The 23,493-nt window shown below is 60.0% G+C and carries 20 protein-coding genes; 8 read left to right on the forward strand and 12 right to left on the reverse strand.

Translation table 11 applies throughout. From position 1 onward, the window contains the following. The first annotated feature begins 221 nt into the window (after positions 1-221). The 3 genes from nrdA to yfaE all read left to right on the forward strand — a co-directional run bounded on the left by nrdA (position 222) and on the right by yfaE (position 4,003). Complete coding sequence (nrdA, locus tag EDF73_RS03045) at positions 222-2,507, forward strand: class 1a ribonucleoside-diphosphate reductase subunit alpha (protein WP_132725592.1); 2,286 nt, start codon at positions 222-224, stop codon at positions 2,505-2,507. A 111-nt stretch (positions 2,508-2,618) separates the two neighbouring features. Beyond that, complete coding sequence (nrdB, locus tag EDF73_RS03050; RefSeq protein WP_132725594.1) at positions 2,619-3,749, forward strand: class Ia ribonucleoside-diphosphate reductase subunit beta; 1,131 nt, start codon at positions 2,619-2,621, stop codon at positions 3,747-3,749. Next, the gene (yfaE, locus tag EDF73_RS03055; protein ID WP_004201692.1) at positions 3,749-4,003 is read left to right on the forward strand and encodes a class I ribonucleotide reductase maintenance protein YfaE; all 255 of its coding nucleotides are present in this window, start codon (positions 3,749-3,751) and stop codon (positions 4,001-4,003) included. Before nrdB ends, yfaE begins: the two co-directional genes overlap by 1 nt. A gap of 62 nt (positions 4,004-4,065) precedes the next feature. On the opposite strand, the gene glpQ is transcribed toward yfaE, so the two are convergent. Together glpQ and glpT are read right to left on the reverse strand one after the other, a co-directional pair. Continuing rightward, the gene (gene glpQ / locus EDF73_RS03060) at positions 4,066-5,145 is read right to left on the reverse strand and encodes a glycerophosphodiester phosphodiesterase (protein ID WP_132725596.1); all 1,080 of its coding nucleotides are present in this window, start codon (positions 5,143-5,145) and stop codon (positions 4,066-4,068) included. A 9-nt stretch (positions 5,146-5,154) separates the two neighbouring features. Beyond that, positions 5,155-6,501, reverse strand: a complete 1,347-nt coding sequence (glpT, locus tag EDF73_RS03065; RefSeq protein WP_132725599.1) for a glycerol-3-phosphate transporter — start codon at positions 6,499-6,501, stop codon at positions 5,155-5,157. Between the two features lie 270 nt (positions 6,502-6,771). Between glpT and glpA the strand changes: the two genes are divergently transcribed. The 3 genes from glpA to glpC are packed head-to-tail and all read left to right on the forward strand — an operon-like array spanning position 6,772 to position 10,827. Continuing rightward, positions 6,772-8,394 (forward strand): anaerobic glycerol-3-phosphate dehydrogenase subunit A, encoded by a 1,623-nt coding sequence (gene glpA, locus EDF73_RS03070; protein ID WP_132725601.1) that lies wholly within the window; start codon positions 6,772-6,774, stop codon positions 8,392-8,394. Next, the gene (gene glpB / locus EDF73_RS03075; RefSeq protein ID WP_132725604.1) at positions 8,384-9,643 is read left to right on the forward strand and encodes a glycerol-3-phosphate dehydrogenase subunit GlpB; all 1,260 of its coding nucleotides are present in this window, start codon (positions 8,384-8,386) and stop codon (positions 9,641-9,643) included. Before glpA ends, glpB begins: the two co-directional genes overlap by 11 nt. Next, entirely contained in the window at positions 9,640-10,827 is a 1,188-nt protein-coding gene (gene glpC, locus EDF73_RS03080; RefSeq protein WP_132725607.1) for an anaerobic glycerol-3-phosphate dehydrogenase subunit GlpC, read from the forward strand. The genes glpB and glpC overlap by 4 nt, the downstream gene beginning before the upstream one ends. Before the next feature lie 7 nt (positions 10,828-10,834). Here glpC and EDF73_RS03085 read toward each other — a convergent pair whose 3' ends face one another. Both EDF73_RS03085 and EDF73_RS03090 read right to left on the reverse strand, forming a co-directional pair. Beyond that, a complete protein-coding gene (locus tag EDF73_RS03085; RefSeq protein WP_132725609.1) occupies positions 10,835-12,034 on the reverse strand; it encodes a nicotinamide mononucleotide deamidase-related protein YfaY in 1,200 nt (399 codons plus the stop codon). A gap of 145 nt (positions 12,035-12,179) precedes the next feature. Further along, a complete protein-coding gene (locus EDF73_RS03090) occupies positions 12,180-12,722 on the reverse strand; it encodes a YfaZ family outer membrane protein (RefSeq protein WP_132725612.1) in 543 nt (180 codons plus the stop codon). Positions 12,723-12,951: 229 nt separating this feature from the next. Here EDF73_RS03090 and nudI point away from each other — a divergent pair, with 229 nt between their 5' ends. Further along, on the forward strand, positions 12,952-13,377 hold the full coding sequence (gene nudI, locus EDF73_RS03095) for a nucleoside triphosphatase NudI (protein ID WP_132725615.1): 426 nt from the start codon (positions 12,952-12,954) through the stop codon (positions 13,375-13,377). A 9-nt stretch (positions 13,378-13,386) separates the two neighbouring features. Here nudI and menE read toward each other — a convergent pair whose 3' ends face one another. The 7 genes from menE to EDF73_RS03130 form a co-directional block, all read right to left on the reverse strand. After that, positions 13,387-14,760 (reverse strand): o-succinylbenzoate--CoA ligase, encoded by a 1,374-nt coding sequence (gene menE, locus EDF73_RS03100; RefSeq protein ID WP_132725618.1) that lies wholly within the window; start codon positions 14,758-14,760, stop codon positions 13,387-13,389. Beyond that, entirely contained in the window at positions 14,757-15,722 is a 966-nt protein-coding gene (gene menC, locus EDF73_RS03105; protein ID WP_132725621.1) for an o-succinylbenzoate synthase, read from the reverse strand. The genes menE and menC overlap by 4 nt, the downstream gene beginning before the upstream one ends. Beyond that, on the reverse strand, positions 15,722-16,579 hold the full coding sequence (gene menB / locus EDF73_RS03110) for a 1,4-dihydroxy-2-naphthoyl-CoA synthase (protein ID WP_132725623.1): 858 nt from the start codon (positions 16,577-16,579) through the stop codon (positions 15,722-15,724). The genes menC and menB overlap by 1 nt, the downstream gene beginning before the upstream one ends. A 14-nt stretch (positions 16,580-16,593) precedes the next feature. Continuing rightward, complete coding sequence (gene menH / locus EDF73_RS03115) at positions 16,594-17,352, reverse strand: 2-succinyl-6-hydroxy-2,4-cyclohexadiene-1-carboxylate synthase (protein WP_132725626.1); 759 nt, start codon at positions 17,350-17,352, stop codon at positions 16,594-16,596. After that, positions 17,349-19,019, reverse strand: a complete 1,671-nt coding sequence (menD, locus tag EDF73_RS03120; RefSeq protein ID WP_132725629.1) for a 2-succinyl-5-enolpyruvyl-6-hydroxy-3-cyclohexene-1-carboxylic-acid synthase — start codon at positions 19,017-19,019, stop codon at positions 17,349-17,351. Before menD ends, menH begins: the two co-directional genes overlap by 4 nt. 72 nt (positions 19,020-19,091) lie before the next feature. Continuing rightward, positions 19,092-20,387, reverse strand: a complete 1,296-nt coding sequence (menF, locus tag EDF73_RS03125) for an isochorismate synthase MenF (protein ID WP_132725632.1) — start codon at positions 20,385-20,387, stop codon at positions 19,092-19,094. 103 nt (positions 20,388-20,490) lie between these two features. Then, positions 20,491-20,952 (reverse strand): GNAT family N-acetyltransferase, encoded by a 462-nt coding sequence (locus tag EDF73_RS03130; protein WP_132725635.1) that lies wholly within the window; start codon positions 20,950-20,952, stop codon positions 20,491-20,493. Positions 20,953-21,005: 53 nt separating this feature from the next. Here EDF73_RS03130 and rnz point away from each other — a divergent pair, with 53 nt between their 5' ends. Further along, on the forward strand, positions 21,006-21,926 hold the full coding sequence (gene rnz / locus EDF73_RS03135) for a ribonuclease Z (RefSeq protein WP_132725638.1): 921 nt from the start codon (positions 21,006-21,008) through the stop codon (positions 21,924-21,926). A 109-nt stretch (positions 21,927-22,035) separates the two neighbouring features. On the opposite strand, the gene nuoN is transcribed toward rnz, so the two are convergent. Further along, positions 22,036-23,493 (reverse strand): NADH-quinone oxidoreductase subunit NuoN, encoded by a 1,458-nt coding sequence (nuoN, locus tag EDF73_RS03140; protein WP_004865083.1) that lies wholly within the window; start codon positions 23,491-23,493, stop codon positions 22,036-22,038.

Consider the following 23,493-nt stretch of genomic DNA (forward strand, 5'->3'; position numbering starts at 1 on the left):
GCCTTATGCGACGTGGGCCAGGCGATTATTACGCTTGTGCAACCTCAAATTAACGTCAAAATCAACCCTTGTACTCAAAAGAATCCTTACTAAAATACTCACCATATAGCGTTTCTTTTATCTACAACCCCCTATATATAGTATTTATCCACAGAGTTAGTCACAACGACGGTCTGTGGATAAACGGGGGATATTTTCTCTCACGGACAGGTATAATCCACATGAATCAGAGTCTGCTGGTGACAAAGCGCGACGGTAGCACCGAGCGCATTAATCTCGACAAAATCCATCGTGTACTGGATTGGGCGGCAGAAGGACTGAATAACGTTTCGATTTCTCAGGTAGAACTGCGCTCCCACATTCAGTTCTACGACGGTATCAAAACCGCCGATATTCACGAAACCATCATTAAGGCGGCTGCGGACCTGATCTCCCGCGATGCGCCGGATTACCAGTATCTCGCCGCGCGCCTGGCGATTTTCCACCTGCGTAAAAAAGCCTACGGCCAGTTTGAGCCGCCGGCACTGTATGACCACGTCACTAAAATGGTGAAGAACGGTAAATACGACACGCATCTGCTGGAAGACTACACGGAAGAAGAGTTCAAGCAGATGGACTCGTTCATCGTGCACGATCGCGATATGAGCTTCTCCTACGCTGCCGTTAAACAGCTGGAAGGCAAATATCTGGTGCAGAACCGCGTGACCGGCGAAATTTATGAAAGCGCCCAGTTCCTCTATATTCTGGTCGCCGCCTGCCTGTTCTCCAACTACCCGCGCGCGACGCGTCTGGATTACATCAAGCGTTTCTACGACGCCGTATCCACGTTCAAAATCTCGCTGCCGACGCCGATTATGTCCGGCGTGCGTACCCCAACCCGTCAGTTCAGCTCCTGCGTGCTGATCGAGTGCGGCGATAGCCTGGACTCCATCAACGCCACCTCCAGCGCCATCGTGAAATACGTTTCTCAGCGCGCCGGTATCGGGATTAACGCCGGCCGCATCCGTGCGCTGGGCAGCCCGATTCGCGGCGGTGAAGCGTTCCACACCGGCTGTATCCCGTTCTACAAGCACTTCCAGACCGCGGTGAAGTCCTGCTCGCAGGGTGGCGTACGCGGCGGTGCGGCGACGCTGTTCTACCCGATGTGGCACCTGGAAGTTGAAACCCTGCTGGTGCTGAAAAACAACCGCGGTACCGACGCAAACCGCGTTCGCCACATGGATTACGGCGTACAGATCAACAAACTGATGTACACCCGTCTGCTGAAAGGCGAAGACATCACCCTGTTCAGCCCGTCTGACGTCCCGGGCCTGTATGATGCCTTCTTCGCCGATCAGGACGAGTTCGAGCGTCTGTACACTCTGTATGAAAAAGACGACAGCATTCGCAAACAGCGGATTAAAGCCGTTGAACTGTTCTCCCTGATGATGCAGGAACGCGCCTCCACCGGCCGTATCTACATTCAGAACGTTGACCACTGCAACACCCACAGCCCGTTTGACCCGGTTATCGCTCCGGTTCGCCAGTCCAACCTGTGCCTGGAAATCGCTCTGCCGACCAAACCGCTGGACGATGTCAACGATGAAAACGGCGAAATCGCGCTGTGTACGCTGTCCGCCTTCAACCTTGGCGCCATTGAGAGCCTGGATGAGCTGGAAGAGCTGGCGGTGCTGGCGGTGCGTGCGCTGGATGCCCTGCTGGATTACCAGGACTACCCGATTCTGGCGGCCAAGCGCGGCGCGATGGGCCGTCGTACCCTGGGTATTGGGGTGATCAACTTCGCTTACTACCTGGCGAGACACGGCAAACGCTACTCCGACGGTAGCGCCAACAACCTGACGCATAAAACCTTTGAAGCCATCCAGTACTACCTGCTGAAAGCTTCTAACGAGCTGGCGATTGAGCAAGGCGCGTGCCCGTGGTTCAACGAAACCACCTATGCCAAAGGTGTGCTGCCGATCGATACCTATAAAAAGGATCTCGACGCTATCGTCAGCGAGCCGCTGCATTACGATTGGGAAGCGCTGCGTGAGTCGATTAAAACCCACGGTCTGCGTAACTCGACCCTCTCCGCGCTGATGCCGTCCGAGACCTCTTCGCAGATCTCTAACGCCACCAACGGGATTGAGCCGCCGCGCGGCCACGTGAGCATCAAAGCCTCGAAAGACGGCATTCTGCGTCAGGTGGTGCCGGACTATGAAAAACTGCAGAACAGCTACGAGCTGCTGTGGGAAATGCCGAACAATGACGGCTATCTGCAGCTGGTCGGCATCATGCAGAAGTTTATCGATCAGTCGATTTCCGCCAACACCAACTACGACCCGACGCGTTTCCAGTCCGGGAAAGTCCCGATGCAGCAGTTGCTGAAAGACTTGCTCAATGCCTATAAATTCGGCGTGAAAACTCTGTACTATCACAACACCCGTGATGGCGCGGAAGATGCGCAGGACGATATGGCGCCGTCCATCCAGGACGACGGCTGCGAAAGCGGCGCGTGTAAGATCTGATCCCCTCCTCGCTCTGGCGAGCGAGGAAACCTAAAAGCTCCGTACGATTTTCCCCCCTCCTCCGGGAGAGGGTCGGGGTGAGGGGCAATAACACCACAGGACTCACATTTAATGGCATATACCACTTTTTCACAGACAAAAAACGATCAGCTGCTTGAGCCGATGTTTTTTGGCCAGCCGGTTAACGTGGCCCGTTACGATCAGCAAAAATATGACATCTTCGAAAAGCTGATCGAAAAGCAGCTCTCCTTTTTCTGGCGTCCGGAAGAGGTTGACGTCTCCCGCGACCGTATCGATTACCAGGCGCTGCCAGAACATGAAAAACATATTTTCATCAGCAATCTGAAGTATCAGACGCTGCTGGACTCCATCCAGGGGCGTAGCCCGAACGTGGCGCTGCTGCCGCTGATCTCGATCCCGGAACTGGAAACCTGGGTTGAAACCTGGGCGTTCTCTGAGACGATTCACTCTCGCTCCTACACCCATATCATCCGTAACATCGTCAACGATCCGGCGATGGTTTTTGACGATATCGTCACTAACGAGCAGATTCAGAAACGAGCGGAAGGTATTTCCCACTATTACGACACGCTGATCGAACTGACCAGCTACTGGCATCTGCTGGGGGAAGGCACGCACACCGTCAACGGTAAAACCGTCACCGTCAACCTGCGCGAGCTGAAAAAGAAACTCTACCTGTGCCTGATGAGCGTTAACGCGCTGGAAGCGATCCGCTTCTACGTCAGCTTCGCCTGCTCCTTCGCGTTCGCCGAACGTAAGCTGATGGAAGGCAACGCCAAAATCATCCGGCTGATCGCCCGTGACGAAGCGCTGCACCTGACCGGCACCCAGCATATGCTGAACCTGCTGCGTTCCGGCGTAGACGACCCGGAGATGGCGGAAATTGCCGAAGAGTGTAAGCAGGAGTGCTACGATCTGTTCGTACTGGCCGCACAGCAGGAGAAAGAGTGGGCGGATTACCTGTTCCGCGATGGTTCGATGATTGGCCTGAACAAAGATATTCTCTGTCAGTATGTCGAATACATCACCAATATCCGCATGCAGGCGGTGGGCCTCGACCTGCCCTTCCAGACCCGCTCCAACCCGATTCCGTGGATCAACACCTGGCTGGTGTCCGATAACGTGCAGGTGGCGCCGCAGGAAGTAGAGGTCAGCTCCTACCTGGTCGGCCAGATCGATTCCGAAGTCGATGCCGACGATCTGAGCAACTTCCAGCTCTGATGAAACGCATTTTTTTGAAAATTTCTGACACTCGCCTGGAGTGTCAGGATGAACACCCTTCCCTGTTGGCCGCCCTGGAATCACATAACATCGACGTGGAGTATCAGTGCCGCGCGGGCTATTGTGGTTCCTGCCGCACGCGGCTGGTCTCCGGTCAGGTTGACTGGCTGACCGAGCCGCTGGCGTTTATCCAACCGGGAGAAATTTTGCCCTGCTGCTGCCGGGCGAAGGGTGATATCGAAATAGAGATGTAGCCGCTTAGCGAAATCCCATCCGCGCCGGCCGGCGCGGACAGGTTTTCCGCTCACACCGCGGGTTAGCGGTGTTCCCCCTCTTGTTGCAGGAACTGCACCGCCTTATCCGGGAAGTCGCTGAACAGCCCATCGACACCGGCCTTGTTGTACAGCAGGTCGAACAGCTGATCGACATTGGTGACGTAATCCGGCAGCTGGTCGGCGCGCACGGTATACGGGTGTACCACCAGATGCTGCTGATGCGCCTCTTGCACCATATTGGTCAACGCCACCTCGCCCGGTCTGGCCTGTGCCGCCACCAGCATATGGTAGTCCGGGCCAATACCGTCGGCGTATTGTGCGATCTGCCCCATCGCGCCGGGCTTAAACATCCAGTCGTAGCTGTAGTTAACCCATTTGCCGTCCGCCTGGCGCTGCTGGGTTTCGTTCCAGTCGGTGTAAGCGATCAGCTGCACCAGATTCAGGTTCATCCCCATCTTCGGCTCCAGCTCGTTCTTGATGCGCTTGAGCTCGTTAGCATCAAAGCATTGCAGATACACTTTATCCTGCTTGCTGGTGTAACCATACTTCTTCAGCACCTGCAGAACGCTGGCGGCGATATCCTTGCCTTCCTGATGGTGGAACCACGGCGCTTTAATCTCCGGGTAGATACCGATATTTTTCCCCGTGGAATGATTCAACCCCTGAACGAACTCAATCTCCTCTTCAAAGGTATGAACGCGGAAATCCGATTTTCCCATCGGAAAGCGTCCCGGGAAGGTCTGTACATGCTTACCGTCTTTAGGCTCGAACCCTTCGCTGAACCGCAGCGATTTGATCTCCGCCAGGGTGAAGTCGATCGCGTAAAAGCGGCCATCCTGACGCGCGCGCTGCGGGAATTTCTCCGCCACATCGGTGACCCGATCGAGATAGTGGTCATGCAGCACCACCAGCCGATCGTCTTTGGTCATCACCAGGTCCTGCTCGAGATAATCGGCTCCCTGGGCATAGGCCATCGCTTTCGCCGGCAGCGTATGCTCGGGCAGATAGCCGCTGGCGCCGCGGTGGGCGATGACTATCTTATCCCCTGCCAGCGCGGCAAAGCTTAGCGTGCAACCTGCCAGTAAAATCCCGGTCATCAAGGTCGTTATTGCCGTTTTCATACGCATTCCTTAAGACTGTTTCAGTTGCTGGTGATGGCGTTTTTCGCCGATCATCACCACCAGCAGCAGCAGTACCGCCAGTACGCTACCGCCGATCATCACCATGAAACCGCCATCCCAGCCGAAGAAGTCGACGGTGTAGCCGACAATCGCGCTGGCGGCGACGGAACCGCCGAGGTAGCCAAACAGACCGGTAAAGCCCGCGGCGGTGCCGGCGGCTTTCTTCGGCGCCAGCTCCAGGGCGTGCAGACCAATCAGCATCACCGGGCCATAAATCAGGAAGCCGATGACGATCATACAGGTCATGTCGATGCCCGGGTTGCCCGGCGGGTTAAGCCAGTAAACCACGGTCGCAATGGTCACCAACGTCATAAAGAAGACCCCGGTCGCCCCGCGATTCCCCTTAAACACCTTATCCGACATCCAGCCGCAAATCAGCGTTCCCGGAATACCCGCATACTCATATAAGAAGTAGGTCCAGGAGGATTTATCCAGCGCGAAGTGCTTCACCTCTTTCAGATAGGTCGGCGACCAGTCGAGAATGCCGTAGCGCAACAGATAGACAAAGACGTTCGCCACGGCGATATACCACAGCAGCTTGTTCGGCAGAATATACTGCTTAAAGATCTGGCTGGCGGTCAGCTCCTCTTCATGCTTTTCGCTGTAATCGTCCGGGTAGTCGTTCTTGTACTCTTCAATCGGCGGCAGGCCGCAGGACTGCGGGGTATCACGCATCATGGCAAAGGCAAACACCGCCAGCAGAATGGCGCCGAAAGCCGGCATATACAGCGCCGCGTGCCAGTCGTTAAACCAGGCCATCCCCAGCAGGAACAGCAGCGGCGGGATCCCGCCGCCAACGTTATGCGCGCAGTTCCACACCGAGACAATACCGCCGCGCTCTTTCTGCGACCACCAGTGCACCATCGTCCGGCCGCACGGCGGCCAGCCCATCCCCTGGAACCAGCCGCACAGGAACAGCAGAACAAACATCACCATAATGCTGGAGGTCGCCCAGGGCACGAACCCCATCACCAGCATCACCAGCGCGGCCAGGATCAACCCTGCCGGCAGGAAAATGCGCGGATTCGAACGATCGGATACCGACCCCATGATGAATTTCGAAAATCCATAGGCGATGGAAATACCCGAGAGCGCGAAACCGAGATCGCCGCGCGAAAACCCTTGCTCAACCAGGTAGGGCATGGCCAAAGCAAAGTTCTTACGAACCAGATAGTAAGCGGCATATCCGAAGAAGATGCCGATAAAAATTTGCCAGCGCAGACGGCGATATAGCGGGTCGATTTCCGCCTCTGGCAAACGCGCTTTATGTGGCGCAGGTTTAAAAATAGTTAACATAGCAGCCTCCGTGGCCATTTCTTTTCTGCTGATACCGATAAGAAAAATCTAATCTAATCACCCACTTCTGATGCTGCGGGATGGTAGGCAAAGCCCGGCTCAGATACTGTGAAATATCGCACGTTTTGTTACAAAAATATGACAAAAAATTCCATTGTGAGCATGAAATCACATAACACGCTCGAATAACGCGCGAATATGCTCGAAATCAAACAACACACACTGTTTGTATGGCTAAATGGCGCAAAACGAACATAGAGGGACTTGAAGATGGCCGATAGCGGTGAATGTGATGTCATCATCATTGGCGGCGGCGCAACCGGCGCAGGGATCGCGCGCGACTGTGCGCTTCGCGGGCTGCGCGTAACGTTAGTGGAACGCCACGATATCGCCACCGGGGCGACCGGGCGCAATCATGGGCTGTTGCACAGCGGCGCGCGCTATGCCGTAACCGATGGCGAATCGGCCCGGGAATGCATCAGTGAAAACCGCATCCTGCGCCGCATCGCCCGCCACTGTATTGAACCCACTAATGGACTGTTTATCACCCTTCCCGAGGACGACCTGGCCTGGCAGCAGACCTTTATCAGCGCCTGTCAGCAGGCCGGTATCGAGACCCGCCAGCTGTCGCCAGCGGAAGCGCTGCGCATTGAGCCGACCGTTAATCCGGCTCTGCTCGGCGCCGTTCAGGTTCCCGATGGCACCATCGACCCGTTTCGTCTCACCGCCGCCAACATGCTCGACGCCCGCGAGCATGGCGCCACCATTCTCACCGGCTGCGAAATTACCGCGCTGATCCGCCACGCGGATCGCGTTTGCGGCGTACAGTTTTACGATCATCAACGACGCGAAACGCGCGCGCTGCGCGCCAGCATGGTGGTCAATGCCGCCGGGATCTGGGGCCAGCGGATCGCGGAATATGCCGATCTGCGCGTTGCGATGTTTCCGGCCAAAGGCTCGCTGCTGATCCTCGACCATCGTATTAATCGCCAGGTGATCAACCGCTGCCGTAAACCCGCCGACGCCGATATTCTGGTGCCCGGGGATACCATTTCGCTGATTGGCACCACCTCTGAGCATATTCCCTACGCCGAGATAGACGACAACCGGGTCACCGCCGCCGAAGTCGACATCCTGCTACGGGAAGGTGAAAAGCTGGCGCCGGTACTTGGCCGCACCCGCGTACTCCGCGCCTATTCCGGCGTGCGTCCGCTGGTGGCCAGCGATAATGACCCCAGCGGACGCAGCGTCAGCCGCGGCATTGTCCTGCTCGATCACGCCGAGCGCGACGGAATGGAGGGTTTTCTCACCATCACCGGCGGCAAGCTGATGACCTACCGTCTGATGGCGGAGTGGGCGACGGATGCCGTCTGTCGCAAACTGGGCAACGGCGCCCCCTGTACCACCGCCGATACTCCGCTACCGGGCTCACAGGAAGCCAGCGAAACCACGGTGAAAAAAATCATCTCCCTGTCCGCCCCGCTGCGCGGTTCCGCCATCTATCGCCACGGCGACCGGACTCCCGCCTGGCTGGGGGATACCCGCCAGCATCGCAGCCTGATCTGCGAATGCGAAATGGTCACCGCCGGGGAAGTACAGTACGCGGTCGAAAACTTAGCGGTCAACAGCCTGCTCGATTTGCGCCGCCGCACGCGGATCGGAATGGGTACCTGCCAGGGGGAGCTGTGCGCCTGCCGCGCGGCCGGGCTGCTACAACGCTTCAATATCACCACGCCGGCGCAGTCGCTGACCCAGCTTTCCGCCTTTCTCAACGAACGCTGGAGGGGTGTACAGCCCGTCGCCTGGGGCGATGCGTTACGCGAAAGCGAATTCACCCGCTGGGTCTACCTCGGGCTGTGCGGACTGCAGAAGGAGCATCAGGATGAAATTTGATTGCGTTATTATCGGCGGCGGGCTGGCCGGCCTGCTTTGCGGCCTGAGTCTCAACCAGCACGGCCTGCGCTGCGCGATCGTTAGCCGGGGCCAGAGCGCGCTGCACTTCTCCTCCGCATCGCTGGACCTGCTCTGCGCCCTTCCCGATGGCGAAGTCGTCACCGACGTGGCCCACGGGATCGCCCGTCTGGCAGAGCAGCTTCCCGCTCATCCCTACGCAACGCTGGGCGCCGACCTGGTGATGGCCTACGCCGCGCAAACCGAAGCGCTGCTGGCGGCCAGCGGGATCCGGATGCACGGCGCTGCGCACCAGCCGCATTCGCGCGTCACGCCGTTAGGCACCCTGCGCCCGACATGGCTTTCCCCGCAGGAAGTGCCGGTGGCCCCGTTAACCACCGGCCGGGTGGGCGTGATCGGGATCAGCGGTTTCGCCGACTTCCAGCCGCATCTGGCCGCCGCCTCGCTCCATCAGCAAGGCGTCAACGCCACGGCAGAGGAGATCGACCTGCCGCTGCTGGACATCCTGCGGGATAACCCGAGTGAATTTCGCGCCGCGAATATTGCCCGAATGCTCGACGAAGAGCGCCACTGGCCCTCCCTTCTCGCCGCATTACGCCCGCTGGCGCTGGCGTACGATTTACTGATCATGCCCGCCTGTTTCGGCCTCAATGACGGTGCGCTATACGCGTGGTTACAGGCGCAGCTGCCCTGTACGCTGCGCCTGGTGCCGACGCTACCGCCTTCGGTGCCGGGCATGCGCCTGCATCACCAGCTCCAGCGCCGTTTTATCCGCGGCGGGGGAACCTGGCTGGCGGGCGACGAGGTGACGCAAATCGGTCATCAGGATGGCGCGGTCACCGCCATCTGGACCCGTCAGCACGGGGATGTTGCGCTGCGCCCGCGCTTCGCGGTCCTGGCCAGCGGCAGTTTTTTCAGCAATGGCCTGATTGCCGACAAAGAACGGGTGCGGGAACCGATTCTCGACCTCGATCTCCAGCAGACCTCCCCGCGGGAGAGCTGGTATCAACGCGACTTCTTCGCCTCGCAGCCCTGGCAGCGCTTTGGTCTGAAAACCGATGCGCGGCTGCGTCCGCTGCTACACGGCCAGCCGCTTGGCAATCTGTTTGCCATCGGTTCGCTGTTGGGCGGTTTTGATGCCATTCAGCTGGGGTGCGGCGGCGGCGTTTGCGCGGTGACGGCGCTGCACGTCGCAAAACAGATCAATGACCTTGCCGGAGGCGCGCGATGAACGATACCCGCTTTGAGAGCTGTATTAAATGTACCGTCTGTACGACCGCCTGTCCGGTCAGCCGGGTCAATCCTCGCTACCCCGGCCCGAAACAGGCGGGGCCGGATGGCGAACGTCTGCGGCTGAAAGACGGGGCGCTGTACGACGAGGCCTTAAAATATTGTATTAACTGCAAGCGCTGCGAAGTGGCCTGCCCCTCCGACGTCAAAATCGGCGACATTATTCAGCGGGCACGGGCGCAGTACAGTCAGCAAAAGCCGACGCTGCGCGATGCCATCCTCAGCCATACCGACCTGATGGGTACCCTTTCCACGCCGTTTGCTCCGCTGGTCAACGCCGCGACGGGGCTCAAACCGGTGCGCCGGCTGCTGGATGCGACGCTAAAGATTGACCATCGCCGCAGCCTGCCGAAATATGGCTTCGGCACTTTTCGCCGGGCGTACCGTCTGCAGGCGGACCGCCAGGCGCAGTTCAGCGAACAGGTGGCGTTCTTTCACGGCTGTTACGTCAACTACAACCATCCGCAGCTCGGTCACGATCTGATCCGCGTCCTTAACGCTATGGGCACCGGCGTGCAGCTGTTAAGCAAAGAAAAATGCTGCGGCGTGCCGCTCATCGCCAACGGCTTTTTTGCCAAAGCCCGCAGGCAGGCGCTCAGCAACGTCGCCGCCATGCGGGAGAAGCCGCTGCCGATCGTGGCCACCTCATCGACCTGTACCTTTACCCTGCGGGATGAATACCCGCACCTGCTGGACGTCGACAACGGCGATATTCGCGACCGGGTCGAACTGGCGACGCGCTGGATCTGGCGCCAGCTGGATGCCGGGCGCCCCCTGCCGCTACGGTCGCTGCCGCTTAAGGTGGTCTATCACACGCCGTGTCATATGGAGAAAATGGGCTGGTCGCTGTATACCCTCGAACTGCTGCGGCAGATCCCAGGCTTACAGCTGGAGGTGCTGGATTCACAGTGCTGCGGCATTGCCGGCACCTACGGTTTTAAATCGGAGAATTATCCCTCTTCGCAGGCGATTGGCGCCCCGCTGTTTCGCCAGATTGAGGAGAGCGGGGCCGACCTTGTGGTCACCGATTGTGAAACCTGCAAGTGGCAAATCGAGATGTCCACCAGCAAACGCTGCGAACACCCGATCACCTTACTGGCGCAGGCGCTGGACGCGCCTGCCTGAGGAAAGATCAGTCGATGAACAAGGTATCCACGACGTTAATCCACCCGTGTTCACCGGCTACCGGCTGGCCGTTCAGCCAGCGGCGCAGCATGTTGAGGGCCATCATCGCGCAGACTTCCTGGCGAACCGCTACGCTATGGCGGGTCACGCTGAATTTAACCCGTAGCGCATGGGTCCCCTGCGGCGTCGACAGCACAAAGTTCAGGAAATCGGCCTCCTGGCCGCTGACCGCCAGCGCCAGGCCGGCGAAATGGTTGACCCGCCGTTCCGCCGTCCAGCGGGCCGACTGGGCCAGCGACTCTTCCTGGGAGGGCACCACTTCGCTTGCCAGCAGCGGCGCGTTAGCCCGCGAAAGCTGGAGCGCCAGCAGACCACCGGTAAACTGTTCGCTTAGCGTCAGGCTCAGCTGACGCTCCTGTAAACGACGGGCGATCTGCGCCGGCAGCCCTTCGGTGCCCTCAAAGATCAGGCTCTCCCCCGCCACCTTTTTCACTTCTGGCCACAGCGCCAGCATCGCTTCCCGCTGTGAATCCGGGCCGGTGAGCTTCAGCTCAATAATTGGCATCGAAGACCGGTAGCCCATCACCACGCCGGGAGGTAACGCTAACGGCTCGAGGCTTTGCGCCAGCTCGCTTTCCGAACGGCCAAAGGTGGTCAGACGCAGGCACAACGGCGGCGCAGACAGCGGGAAGCGCTGGCGGAGACGCGGTAAAATCTCCTGCTCCACCATCACTTTAAATTCCGACGGTACGCCGGGGGTGAAAAACATCAGGCAACGATTGAGCTGCACGGCAAAACCGCAGGCCGTGCCAACTGGATTGTTGATCATCTCCGCGCTGGCGGGGATTTCCGCCTGCTTGCGGTTGCTTGCTGCCATCGGCCGCCCGCGTTCAGCGAAGAAGCGGGTCATCGTCTCCAGCCATCCGGCGTGCAGAACCAGCCCTTCCCCCTTGGCGGTCGCCGCGGCCAGCGCGCTCAGATCGTCGCTGGTCGGCCCCAGGCCGCCGTTAACGATCAGCACATCCGCCTGCTCGCTACGCTCGCGTAAAACCGCCACCAGGGCGTCAAGATCGTCGCCGACGGTATTGCGGCGCGTTAACGGTAACCCCTGATTGAAAAAGAAATCTGCCAGCCACGCGGCGTTGGTATCAACAATTTGTCCGTGCAGTACTTCATCGCCGGTGGACAGCATTTCCACATTTAACATTTTTCACTCCTTGCCTGCCAGGTGGGAATACTATACACGTCATCCGCGCGGCTGCCTTGTTGTTGGCGAGCTTAATGCATCCGGAATGATGTGGTACGGACGGCGCGGGCAGGATACGGCGCGGACAGGCCACGCCATGGTAGGATCAGAAGCTGGCGCTGACGCCGACGTACGGGCCGTCTGCGATCGTATTGTCTTTGTTGCCGTCTTTTCCTTCGAGGGTCAGATAGCGATAGCCCGCTTGAATGCTCAGAGGACGCATGATTGTCCAGCTCGCGCCGGCATTGGCTTCCTGATAGCTCTGGATACCGCTGGAGAGCGAGTCCGGAGAATAATAGTATTCGCCGAACAGGCGGAAACTGTCGCCAATTTTCCACTGCAGGCCGCCGCCGACTGCCGCCGCGTAACCTTCATCGCCGCTCTTCGGGTTGGTATATACCCCCTTCCCGCCGACCGTAGCCAGGAACGGACCCAGCGGGACATTCAGGCCGAGGCCTAAGCCTGCCGCATCACCGTCATTATCGCTGTGCATCCAGTTGCCGGTGACCGCCAGCCCGGTTGATTCGGTACCAAAACCGACGCCAAGGTTGGTGTAGTGCTCGCCCACCTGCCCGGTCACGCCGATCGCGTTGGCCGCCGTCGAGACCAGCATCATGCCCGCCAGGCCTAAAAACATGCTCTTTTTCATTTTTACTCTATCCAGAAAACAAGAATCAAAAAAGTCCCAAAAACCGCAGAATTGTACTGCCGAATGCTGAGGAATCAATGCACTAAAACGACCTTTATTCGCGTGATTGTAAACAGTTGCTACGAATGTTCTGACACAGAGGGTGGCAATGATGCTTGCAGTTTAACGAGGCGGCTCGCAAACTGGTTCTCCTGAACATTTTGTCGATCGTCAACTCAAGGAGATAACCATGCGTCAAAGGACTATTGTCTGCCCGCTGATTCAAAACGATGGCCACTACCTGCTGTGCAAAATGGCCGACGATCGCGGCGTATTCCCCGGACAGTGGGCGCTTTCCGGCGGCGGCGTGGAGCCTGGCGAGCGCATTGAGGCGGCGCTGCGTCGGGAGGTTCACGAGGAGCTGGGGGAAGCCCTGCAGCTAACGAGCATCACCCCGTGGACCTTCAGAGACGATATTCGGGTCAAAACCTATGCCGACGGCCGCCGGGAAGAGATTTATATGATCTACCTGATTTTCGACTGCATCAGCGCCAATCGCGACGTCACCATTAATGAAGAGTTTCAGGAGTATGCCTGGGTTAGCCCCGAGGATTTATCGCGTTATGACCTGAATGTCGCCACCCGTCAGACCTTAACCCTGAAGGGCCTGCTGTGACTGCGTCGGCTAATCCGCCGCGCGCAGCGTGGCATTGACCCATTCACTTAACGCCCGGCGGGAGATTTTAATTCCGCCGGTTTTCAACCTTTCAGGTAGCGTCAACCAGCGAACCGGCTGCTGAAAGCGCGCCAGCTTATCCTCCGCCCAGGCCGCTAAACTGGCGATGTCGCACTGCGCATCGCACTCCACCACCGCCACCGGGCGTTGACCAAACTCGCGATCGGCCAGCGGGACGATAAACACCTGCTGCACCTGCGGATGGTTCACAATCACCCGCTCCACCTCTTCAGGCTGAATACCTTCGCCGCCGCTGAAAAAGAGATTATCCATCCGCCCGAGGATCGTCAGTTTACCGTCGCGCAGCTCACCGCGATCGCGGGTGGCAAACCAGCCCTGCTCGTTCACCAGCGGCTGAACGCCGCCGTCACGCCAGTAACCCGCCGCCATGCTGTCGGCACGCAGCCAGACTTCGCCCGCGACAACTTTCAGCGCTCGCCCCGGCAGCGGCCGCCCGACATCCGGCGCGCCGTCGGCCGCTTTTCCGCACACCGTCGAGGCGAACTCCGTCAGGCCGTAGCCGCACCAGCAGCGGATCCCGCGTTCGCGGGCCTGTTCGGTAAGCGCTACGGGAATCGCCGCGCCGCCCAGCAGCACCGCTTGCAACGAGATCTCCGCCGCGCTGTTGAGCAACCGCCACAGCTGCGTCGGCACCAGCGAAGCATGGCTGCAGCCCCGTAACGCCTGCTCCAGCGGCTGTTTTTCCCGTACCGTCAGGCGCGATCCGGCCAGCAGCCAGCGCCAGACGATGCCCTGCCCGGAGACATGAAACAGCGGCAGCGACAGCAGACAGTCATCTTCAGGCGCCAACGGCATCATCGCCAGAACCCCCTGCGCGCTGGCCAGATGCGCACGACAGCTGTGGACGGCGGCTTTCGGCAGGCCGGTGGAACCGGAGGTCAGCGTCATCGACGCCAGACGCTCTGCGCACCAGGCTGCCGCATGTTCACCCGCGGCGCGATGTAGCGTCAGCGGCTGATAATCCCGCGCCAGCGGCTCGCCGTTCAGTTCCAGGGCGTAGCGGAGATCGAGGGTGGGTAACAGCGCCGTCAGCAGGGAAGACGGCAGCTGTGGATTCAGCGGCAAGACCCGCACGCCGCACTGAAGCAGCGCCAGCCATGCCAGCAGGGTTGACGGCTGATTGTAGGCCCGCAGCAGCACCCCCTCCCCCGCGCTCACCCCCTGAGCGCAGAACCCGGCGGCCAGCGCATCCACTCTGGCACACAGCTGTCGCCAGTTCAGAACGTCGTCGTTCAGGCGCAGCGCAGGGGCAGCGCCACGCTGCTGGCGCCAGTGGCGCCACGGCCAGTCGCTGAATATCACAACAGCGGCTCCAGGGTATCGCTCTTCAGGCAGGGCAACGTGCTGTCCGGCCATGGGCGAATCAGCTGCGCACGCATCAGCGCCAGGGTATCGAGGCCGGGGATAGTCTGCGGCGTCAGCCATGCGGCAATCCGCGCCAGCTGTGTCAGACCCAGGCTCGATTCAATCGACGAGCTGATCACCGCCGTCAGCCCCAGCGCGTGGGCCGCCGCGACCTGTTCCTGCACTTTTTGCAGGCTACCGGTCAGGGTCGGCTTAATCACTAGCGCTTTCAGCCCCGGCTCGGCCTGAAAGCGAAAATCCGCTTCACGCAGACTCTCATCCCAGGCAATCGCGATACCGGTCTCTCTGGCGAAGGCCCGGGAATCGTCGCGGCTTTTGCACGGCTCCTCAAGGAAGGCGATGCGCTCGCGGTATTGCGGATTGACGTATTTCGCAAACTGCTGCGCTTTGAGCGGCGTCCAGGCGCGGTTGGCATCAAGGCGCAGCGACAGCTCGGGTATGGCTTCCAGCAGCAGGTTCACCACCATCCCGTCGCGCACCGCCTCATACAGACCGACCTTAACCTTTGCCACCTTCTCGCCGGGCATCGCCGCCAGCCTGGCAAACAGTTCATCCGGGTCGCCGGTACACAGCGGCGCCGCGCGATAATCCGCGCTCTGCGGCAGCTCATCGCGCAGTTCCGCCAGCGCGCAGCTAACGCCGAAGGCCGCCGAAGGTGGAACCGGATAAGGCGGCTCTTCGCCTTGCCGCCAGGCCGTAGCCCACGCCAGCAGCGCGGACTGCGCCTGTTCCAGCGTCTCCGGGCTGAATCCCGGCAGAGGAGAAACTTCCCCCCATCCCTGGCGCTCGCCCTCCTGCAGGTGGATGAACAGCCCGTCGCGAGTTTTTAGCCGCCGTTCACGCAGGACCACACCCGCGTCCATCGGGACCTGCCAGCGGTATACCTGCGCCTGACGCATTATGGATTCCGTTTAAATTTGCTGAAGTCCGGCTGACGTTTCTGGTTAAAGGCGTTACGTCCTTCCTGACCCTCTTCGGTCATGTAGAACAGCATGGTGGCATTGCCCGCCAGCTCCTGCAGCCCCGCCTGACCATCGCAGTCGGCGTTTAGCGCCGCCTTCAGGCAACGCAGCGCCATCGGGCTGTTTTGCAGCATTTCACGACACCAGCGCACGGTCTCTTTTTCCAGATCCGCCAGCGGGACGACGGTGTTGACCAGCCCCATATCCAGCGCCTGCTGCGCATCGTACTGACGGCACAGGAACCAGATTTCACGCGCTTTTTTCTGCCCGACGATGCGTGCCATATAGGATGCGCCCCAGCCGCCGTCGAACGAACCCACTTTCGGGCCGGTCTGGCCGAAAATGGCATTCTCTGCGGCAATCGTCAGATCGCACATCATATGCAGCACGTGGCCGCCGCCGATAGAGAAGCCCGCCACCATCGCCACGACCGGTTTCGGACAGGTACGGATTTGACGCTGGAAGTCGAGCACGTTGAGATGATGAACGCCGGAATCATCCTGATAACCGCCGTAATCGCCGCGCACTTTCTGGTCACCGCCGGCGCAGAAGGCCTTATCGCCTTCGCCGGTCAGGATGATGACGCCGATATTGTCATCATAGCGGGCGTCAGACAGCGCCTGGATCATCTCTTTCACCGTCAGCGGGCGGAAGGCGTTGCGCACCTGCGGACGGTTAATGGTGATTTTAGCAATCCCATCCGTCGATTTCTGGTAACGAATATCGGTATAGCCTTCGGAGCAATCCTGCCATTCCACAGGGGCGTAGAGTATTGCTTCATCAAGAGAAATCATAGAATGTCCTTTGGTTAACTCGCTAAAAACTGTGCCAGACACGACACCACCGCCGTGGGATTTTCCCGATGCGCGTTATGCCCGGCATGCTGAATAAGATGTCGCGTCGCGGCAAGATCGCGTGCAATCGCGCGAAATTTGTCATCATGTTCGCCGCAAAGATAATGAAAAGGGTAGCGGCAAGCGCGCAATGACGCGCGGAGATCGGGCTGCGAGGCCAATGACGTCGCCTCCAGCATCGCAGCCAGATTGGCGCCGTCATTGCGGCTGCGCAACGCAATGAGCGTCTCCCGCTGCTGCGGGCTGAGGGAGGCGAAAACCGGCTGTTGATACCAGTCGGCAAAGACCGCGGAGAGCGGCTCGCGGCGAAAACGCGCCGCCCACCCGGCATCGGCGCGACGGCGCAGCAAACGCTGGTCGTCATCCTGCAATCCAGGATGAGCGCCCTCCACCACCAGGCCGCGCAGCCCCTGGCGCGGCTCGCTGGCAAAAACCATCGCAACCCGTCCGCCGAGGGAGTAGCCAATCAACCAATAGTCGCGTATGCGATAGTCCGCGAGGGTTTCCTGTAACCGCAGGCAGACATCGGCGAATCCGCTGACCTCAACATCGCGCGAAGCGCCATGACCCGGCAGGTCGATATAGAGGCGCGGATACGCCGCGAACGCGTCGCCGACCGCTTGCCATTCCCGACGATCGCCGGAAAAGCCGTGCAAAAAGACCAGCCAGGGATAGCCCGGCCGCCCCTTTTCACTCGCGGCATGCAGCGTCATAGCCGGCTGACCTGAGCCAGCAGCTGCTGCAGGGTATGCGTCCCCTCGGTTTCGTTAACCACCAGCTCGATCAGCGTCGCCCCCGGCAGGCGCCAGGCGCCGGCTAACGCCGCCTCCAGCTCATCCCAGTTCGTCGGGCGATGATAAGCAAGATCAAACATCGCCGCGGCGTGGCGGAAATGGACATCCTGCGGCATCAGATAAAACTGCCGCCGCTGTTCCTGCGGCGTCGGCAGCAGAGAGAAGATCTGTCCGCCGTTGTTGTTCACGACGATCAGCACCAGCGGCGCGGAGGCCTGACGCAGCAGCGCCAGGGAGTTCAGATCGTAGAGCGCGGAAAGATCGCCGACGATCGCCAGCAGCGGACGCGCATTAGCCCGCTGGACGCCCGCGGCGGTCGCCAGCAGGCCATCAATACCGCTGGCGCCGCGGTTGCTGTAGACCGGGTAACCCGCCGGAAGCTGCGACAGGGCATCGATTAAGCGCACCACCAGGCTATTGCCGACAAACAGCTGCCCTTGTTCCGGCAGATAGCGACTGATCCGCTGGGCCAGCTGGGCTTCGCCGAAGGTTTCGCTACAGGCGACCGCCGCCTGCCAGGCCTGTTTCGCCAGGGCCGGGATCGCCGTCGCCCAGGGCTGGCGGTTTTCTGCCGGGTGCAGGTCCAGCCAGCGATCCACCGGGCAAACCAGACGGCGGCCGCGGTGATGCGCCGGATCCAGGCGCCCGGGTAAATGATCCACTATCCAGTATTCATCCGCTTCGCAGGTTGCCTGCCACTGCAGCACGCGCTTGCCGGTCAGGCTGCTGCCCAGCTGGACCACGATTTGCGCCTGTTGCAGTTCACTGACCGCCTTGCCGTTGGCCAGCCACAGATCGGCACACGGCAGCGGCTGCCCGGTTTGGGAAAGGACATCGCCAATCAGCGGCCAGCCGAGGGTTTTCGCCCACTCCGCTGCCTTTTTACCTTCGGCGGCGCTCATGCGCCCGGCCACCACCACCCCGCGCTTCTGCCGCCAGAAAAACCAGTCGCGCTGTTTTTCACTTTCCAGATGCAGCGACTGGCTCAGCCAGGGCTTATCGCTGTGCCACCACTCGCCAAGCTGCTGCTGCCAGGCCACGCCGGTATCATCCACCTCGCCGTACAGAGGCTCGGCAAACGGACAGTTAATATGGACGCCGCCGGAATGCAGCGCCCCCAGCGCCTGGTCAATCGCCGATACCAGCCAGCGCGCGGGCACCTCCTGCGACGGGCGCGGCAACGCGAGGGTCTGCGACGGATGGGAGGCGAACATCCCCGGCTGGCGAATCGCCTGGTTAGCCCCGCAGTCAATCAGCTCAGGGGGACGGTCGGCGGTCAGCAGGATCAGCTTTTCCCCGGTGAGCCCCGCCTCAATCAAGGCCGGATAGAGATTGGCCGTCGCCGTACCGGAGGTGACAATCACCGCCACCGGCTGCCTGCTGGCTTTCGCCAGCCCCAGCGCCAGATGACCAAGACCGCGTTCGTCAAAATGAGTATGGGGAATCAATGCGCGGTTTTCCGCCGCTGCCAGCGTTAAGGGTGTCGAGCGCGAGCCCGGCGCAATGCAGATATGCTGCACGCCGTGGCGGGTTAATGCTTCGAGGATCACCGCCGCCCAGCGTCGGTTAAATGCGCTTACTGACATGAAATTGTCCGGTATCAAATATTGAGGCTAAGTATAGGTAATACATAGTGATGGAGTTTTGATATGCATCATCTACGTTTTTGTCAGTAACAACGAGCGTAGCCCGGCCGCTTTATTCTCAATCTCCTGCCACTCCTGTTCAGGATCGGAACCGCTGACAATACCGGCACCGGCATACAGCCTGAGCGTCTCGTTGTCGACTTTCGCCGAACGCAGAGCCACGCAGAACTCGCTTTGCGCCAGCGACAGATAGCCGGCGGAACCGGCGTACCATTCCCGGGTGAAGGGTTCATGACGGGTAATAAAATCCAGCGCCGCCCGGCGCGGTAACCCGGCAACGGCCGCGGTGGGCTGCAGCTGATGCAGGCAGCGCGCATCATCCGGCTGATACAGCTCGCCCCGGATGCATCGGCGCAGGTGCTGCACCTTGCGCAGCCGCACCACCTGCGGCGGCAGCACGTCCAGCGCACGGACGTCATCCCGCAGCCGCTGGCAGATATCCTCCACCACCAACCGATTTTCACGCTGGTTCTTATCGTCTTTCATCAGCCAGTCGGCCAGGCGCTGCGCCTGCCGATCGTCGCTATGGCTGGCCACGGTTCCCGCCAGCGCTTCGGTACGCAGCAAGGTTCCATCCCGCCGCCACAGCCGTTCCGGCGTGGAGCCTAAAAAGGCCTGCTGCGGGTTAAAGGCCATCATAAAATGAAAACAGCGGCGGTTGCTGCGACGGCTGGCGGCCACGATCGCCCGCGGATCGAGTGGTCCGGCAAACCGCACATCCGTCGCCCGCGCCAGCACCACTTTATCCAACTCCCCGGCGGCAATCGCCCGGGTCGCCTGCACAACCAGCTCGCGCCACTGCGGATAGGGTGGAAAATGCCGCTCGCCGACCATCGCCGGCAGCGCCGCCGGCTGCGACTGTTCAGGCGTTAAGGTACGGAGAAATTCGCGGGCCGCGGCGGCATCTTCACGCAGCGACGTCTCGCTGCACAGCACCAGGCGCAGGCTTGCCCGATCGCCGACGCGGCGCCATTCCAGCCTCGGCAGGAGTAAGCTCCCCTGCTGCGGATCAAACGCATTAAGGCCGCAAATGCGCAAATCCTCGCGCCCGTGATGTTGCAAAAAGCGATGGGCTTCCGTCAGCGAAGCGAACGTCCTGGCCGCGCCGAGCGCGGCAAGCTCTTCATCCCCCTGCCGCTGCCGCCAGTAAAACTGCGGCCAATGCGCCTGATGACCGCACCACAGCAGAGGATCAAAGGCGTCATCGGGAGGGAAAGGAATAGCGAAAATTCGCGTGCCGCAAGACGGCGGAAAATCCTCAGCCAGACAGCCATGTAAGCGTTCGAGCGCAGTGGAAACAGACAGCACGCAAACCTCCACGCATTAAAAACCACACATTATACGGGGTACTACCCGGAAATAGCAGTACCCATGATGAGGGAGAGGGCTTTAAGCGGGGAGGCGAAGTCGCTTAATTCACCGCCGCTTCGCGGGCCATACCAATATGGGCAATGCCATCTTCATCATAAATATCCGTCACCGGCTGAAAACCGAAGCGGCCATAGAATCCCTGCAGGTGCGCCTGAGCGCCGAGGTAGATAGCCTTATCCGGCCAATGCCGCTGACAGCTGGCCAGCGCATGCTCCATCAATTGATACCCCAGCTTTTCACCGCGCACCGCCGGGCTGACGATGACCCGACCAATCACCACCGGTTCAATATCTTCAGCGCTTTTCAGAATGCGCGCATAGGCCACCAGCTCATCCCCGCGCCAGCCGAGAAGATGGCGGTTTTCACCGACCAGATCATCGCCGTCGATATCCAGGTAGGGGCAGGTTTGCTCGACAACAAACACTTCGCAACGCAGTTTCAGGAAAGCGTATAGCTGCGTAACGGTCAGCTCACCGTGATGAAGATCCTGCCATGTAATCATTAACTGCTCCTGTATACTCTGTTTTTTCACCCGCGCCCTGAGGACACTGGACGATGGAATTAACATTTTTGGGGACATCCGCAGGCGTGCCTACCCGTACGCGTAATATGACGTCTATCGTGCTGAATTTGCAACAGCCGACGGCGGCGGAGATGTGGCTGTTCGACTGTGGGGAAGGCACCCAGCATCAGTTTCTGCATACCCCATATCACCCCGGTAAACTGAATAAAATTTTTATCACCCACCTGCATGGCGACCATCTGTTCGGTCTCCCCGGCCTGCTGTGCAGTCGCTCCATGCAGGGAAACTCGCTGCCGCTGACGCTGTATGGGCCAGCGGGACTGAAAGAGTTCGTCGAGACCGCGCTGCGCCTCAGCGGTTCATGGACCGATTACCCGCTGTCTATCGTCGAAATCGGCCCAGGACTGGTGTTCGATGAACAGGGATATCGGGTCAGCGCCTGGCCGCTGGCGCATCCGGTGGAATGCTACGGCTATCGCATTGAGCAGCACGATAAACCCGGCACCCTCGATGCGGCCCGGCTGATTGCCGACGGCGTGCCGCCGGGGCCGCTGTTTCAACGCCTGAAACAGGGAGAAACCATCACCCTGGAAGATGGCCGGACGATCGACGGGAAGCGCTATCTTGGCCCGGCGACGCCCGGCAAAAAACTGGCGATTTTTGGCGATACCGCCCCTTGCGAGACGGCGTTTGAACTGGCGCGCGACGTTGACGTCATGATTCATGAGACGACGCTGGAGCAGGCGATGGCGGAAAAAGCCAATAGCCGCGGCCATTCGTCGAGCCAGCAGGCAGCGGCGCTGGCCCGCGATGCCGGCGTCAGTATGTTTATCGCTACCCATTTTAGTTCGCGCTATGACGCTGAAGGCTGCCGGCGCCTGCTGGCGGAGTGTCGGGAGGTTTTTCCCCGGACGCTGCTGGCCGAAGACTTTATGGTGTACAGCCTGAGCTAGCCGGGCTGGAAGAGATACAGCAGAGAAACGAGGCAAAAAAAATGCCTGCCCGTCGCGCGACGAGCAGGCATGGCGCCAGGACCGGCGGTGTGAACCCCGGCCCAGGTGATTACATCAGCGGCGTTGCCAGTTGCACAATGCTAATCAGCGGCTGCGGCCACACGCCGAGCACCAGAACCAGCAGAGCAGAAATCAGCACCACGATACCGCCCGCGCTGTACTGCCAGTTCGACGGCGCATCGCGGTTCAGTTTATCCGGCGCGCTCAGGTACAGACTCACCGCCACGCGCAGGTAGTAGTACAGACCGATCGCCGAACCGATCACCACGGCGGCAACCAGCCACCACAGGTGCGCGTGGACACCGACCGCCAGGACGTAGAACTTACCGATAAAGCCCAGCGTCATCGGGATACCCGCCAGCGACAGCATCATCACCGTCATTACCGCCGACAGAATCGGACGGTGCCAGAACAGGCCGCGATAGGAGTACAGCGAGTCGGCATCCGGGCCACGGTACGGGCTGGACATCAGGCTCACCACGCCGAACGCGCCGAGGCTGCTGAACAGGTAACCGGCCAGATAGACGCCGACCGCTTCCATCGACATTTCACCGCTCTGCAGGGCGATCAGCGCCACCAGCAGATAGCCAAGATGCGAGATGGAGGAGTAACCGAGCAGACGCTTGATGTTGGTCTGGCTCAGCGCCATCAGGTTACCGAAGATAATGGAGGCAAAGGCAATCAGGCCCAGCACCACGCGTACCGCTTCGCTGTTGCCCACCGGCATATACAGGAACAGACGCATCACCACGCCGAAGATGGCAATCTTGCTGGCGGTCGCCAGGAAGGTTGATACCGGCGCAGGCGCGCCCTGGTAAACATCCGGCGTCCACAGGTGGAACGGCACCAGCGACAGCTTAAAGCCAAGGCCGACAATCATCAGGCCCAGACCCGCCAGCAGCAGCGGCTCGTGCAGGGCGTTATCCGCCAGGCTTTTACCCAGCGCCAGGAAGGACAGGTTGCCAGAGTTGGCATACACCAGCGCCATACCGAACAGCAGGAAAGAAGAGGCTGCGGCAGACAGAATGGTGTATTTGATACTCGCTTCCAGCGAACGCTTCTGGCGGAAGGCATAACCGATAAGGCCGAACAGCGGCAGCGAAATTAATTCGATACCGAGGAACAGCGCAGCCAGATGGTTGGCGCCCGCCAGCAGAATGCCACCCAGCGCGGCGATGAGCACCAGCAGGTAGAACTCTTCTTTGTTGTCCTTGTAGCCTTCAAGCCATGGGTACGCGAAGGTACAGGTGGCCAGACTCGCCAGCAGCACCAGCCCGGTATAGAGCATCGCGTAACCGTCAACGCGAATTAGCGGCGTGACGTCCATCGCGCCGTTTTGCCCCACGAACCAGAGCGAGATCAACGCGGCGTTAAGTCCAAGAACCGACAGCGTGGCATTAAGGAAATGATTGCGTCGCCACGCAATGGAGAGCATCACAACCACCACCGTCAAGCCGACGATCAGCAGCGGTAGCAGTGCGATCAGTTGTTGTGGAGTTATTGTCAT

It is taken from the genome of Klebsiella sp. BIGb0138, assembly GCF_004342285.1.
Lineage (GTDB): Bacteria > Pseudomonadota > Gammaproteobacteria > Enterobacterales > Enterobacteriaceae > Klebsiella.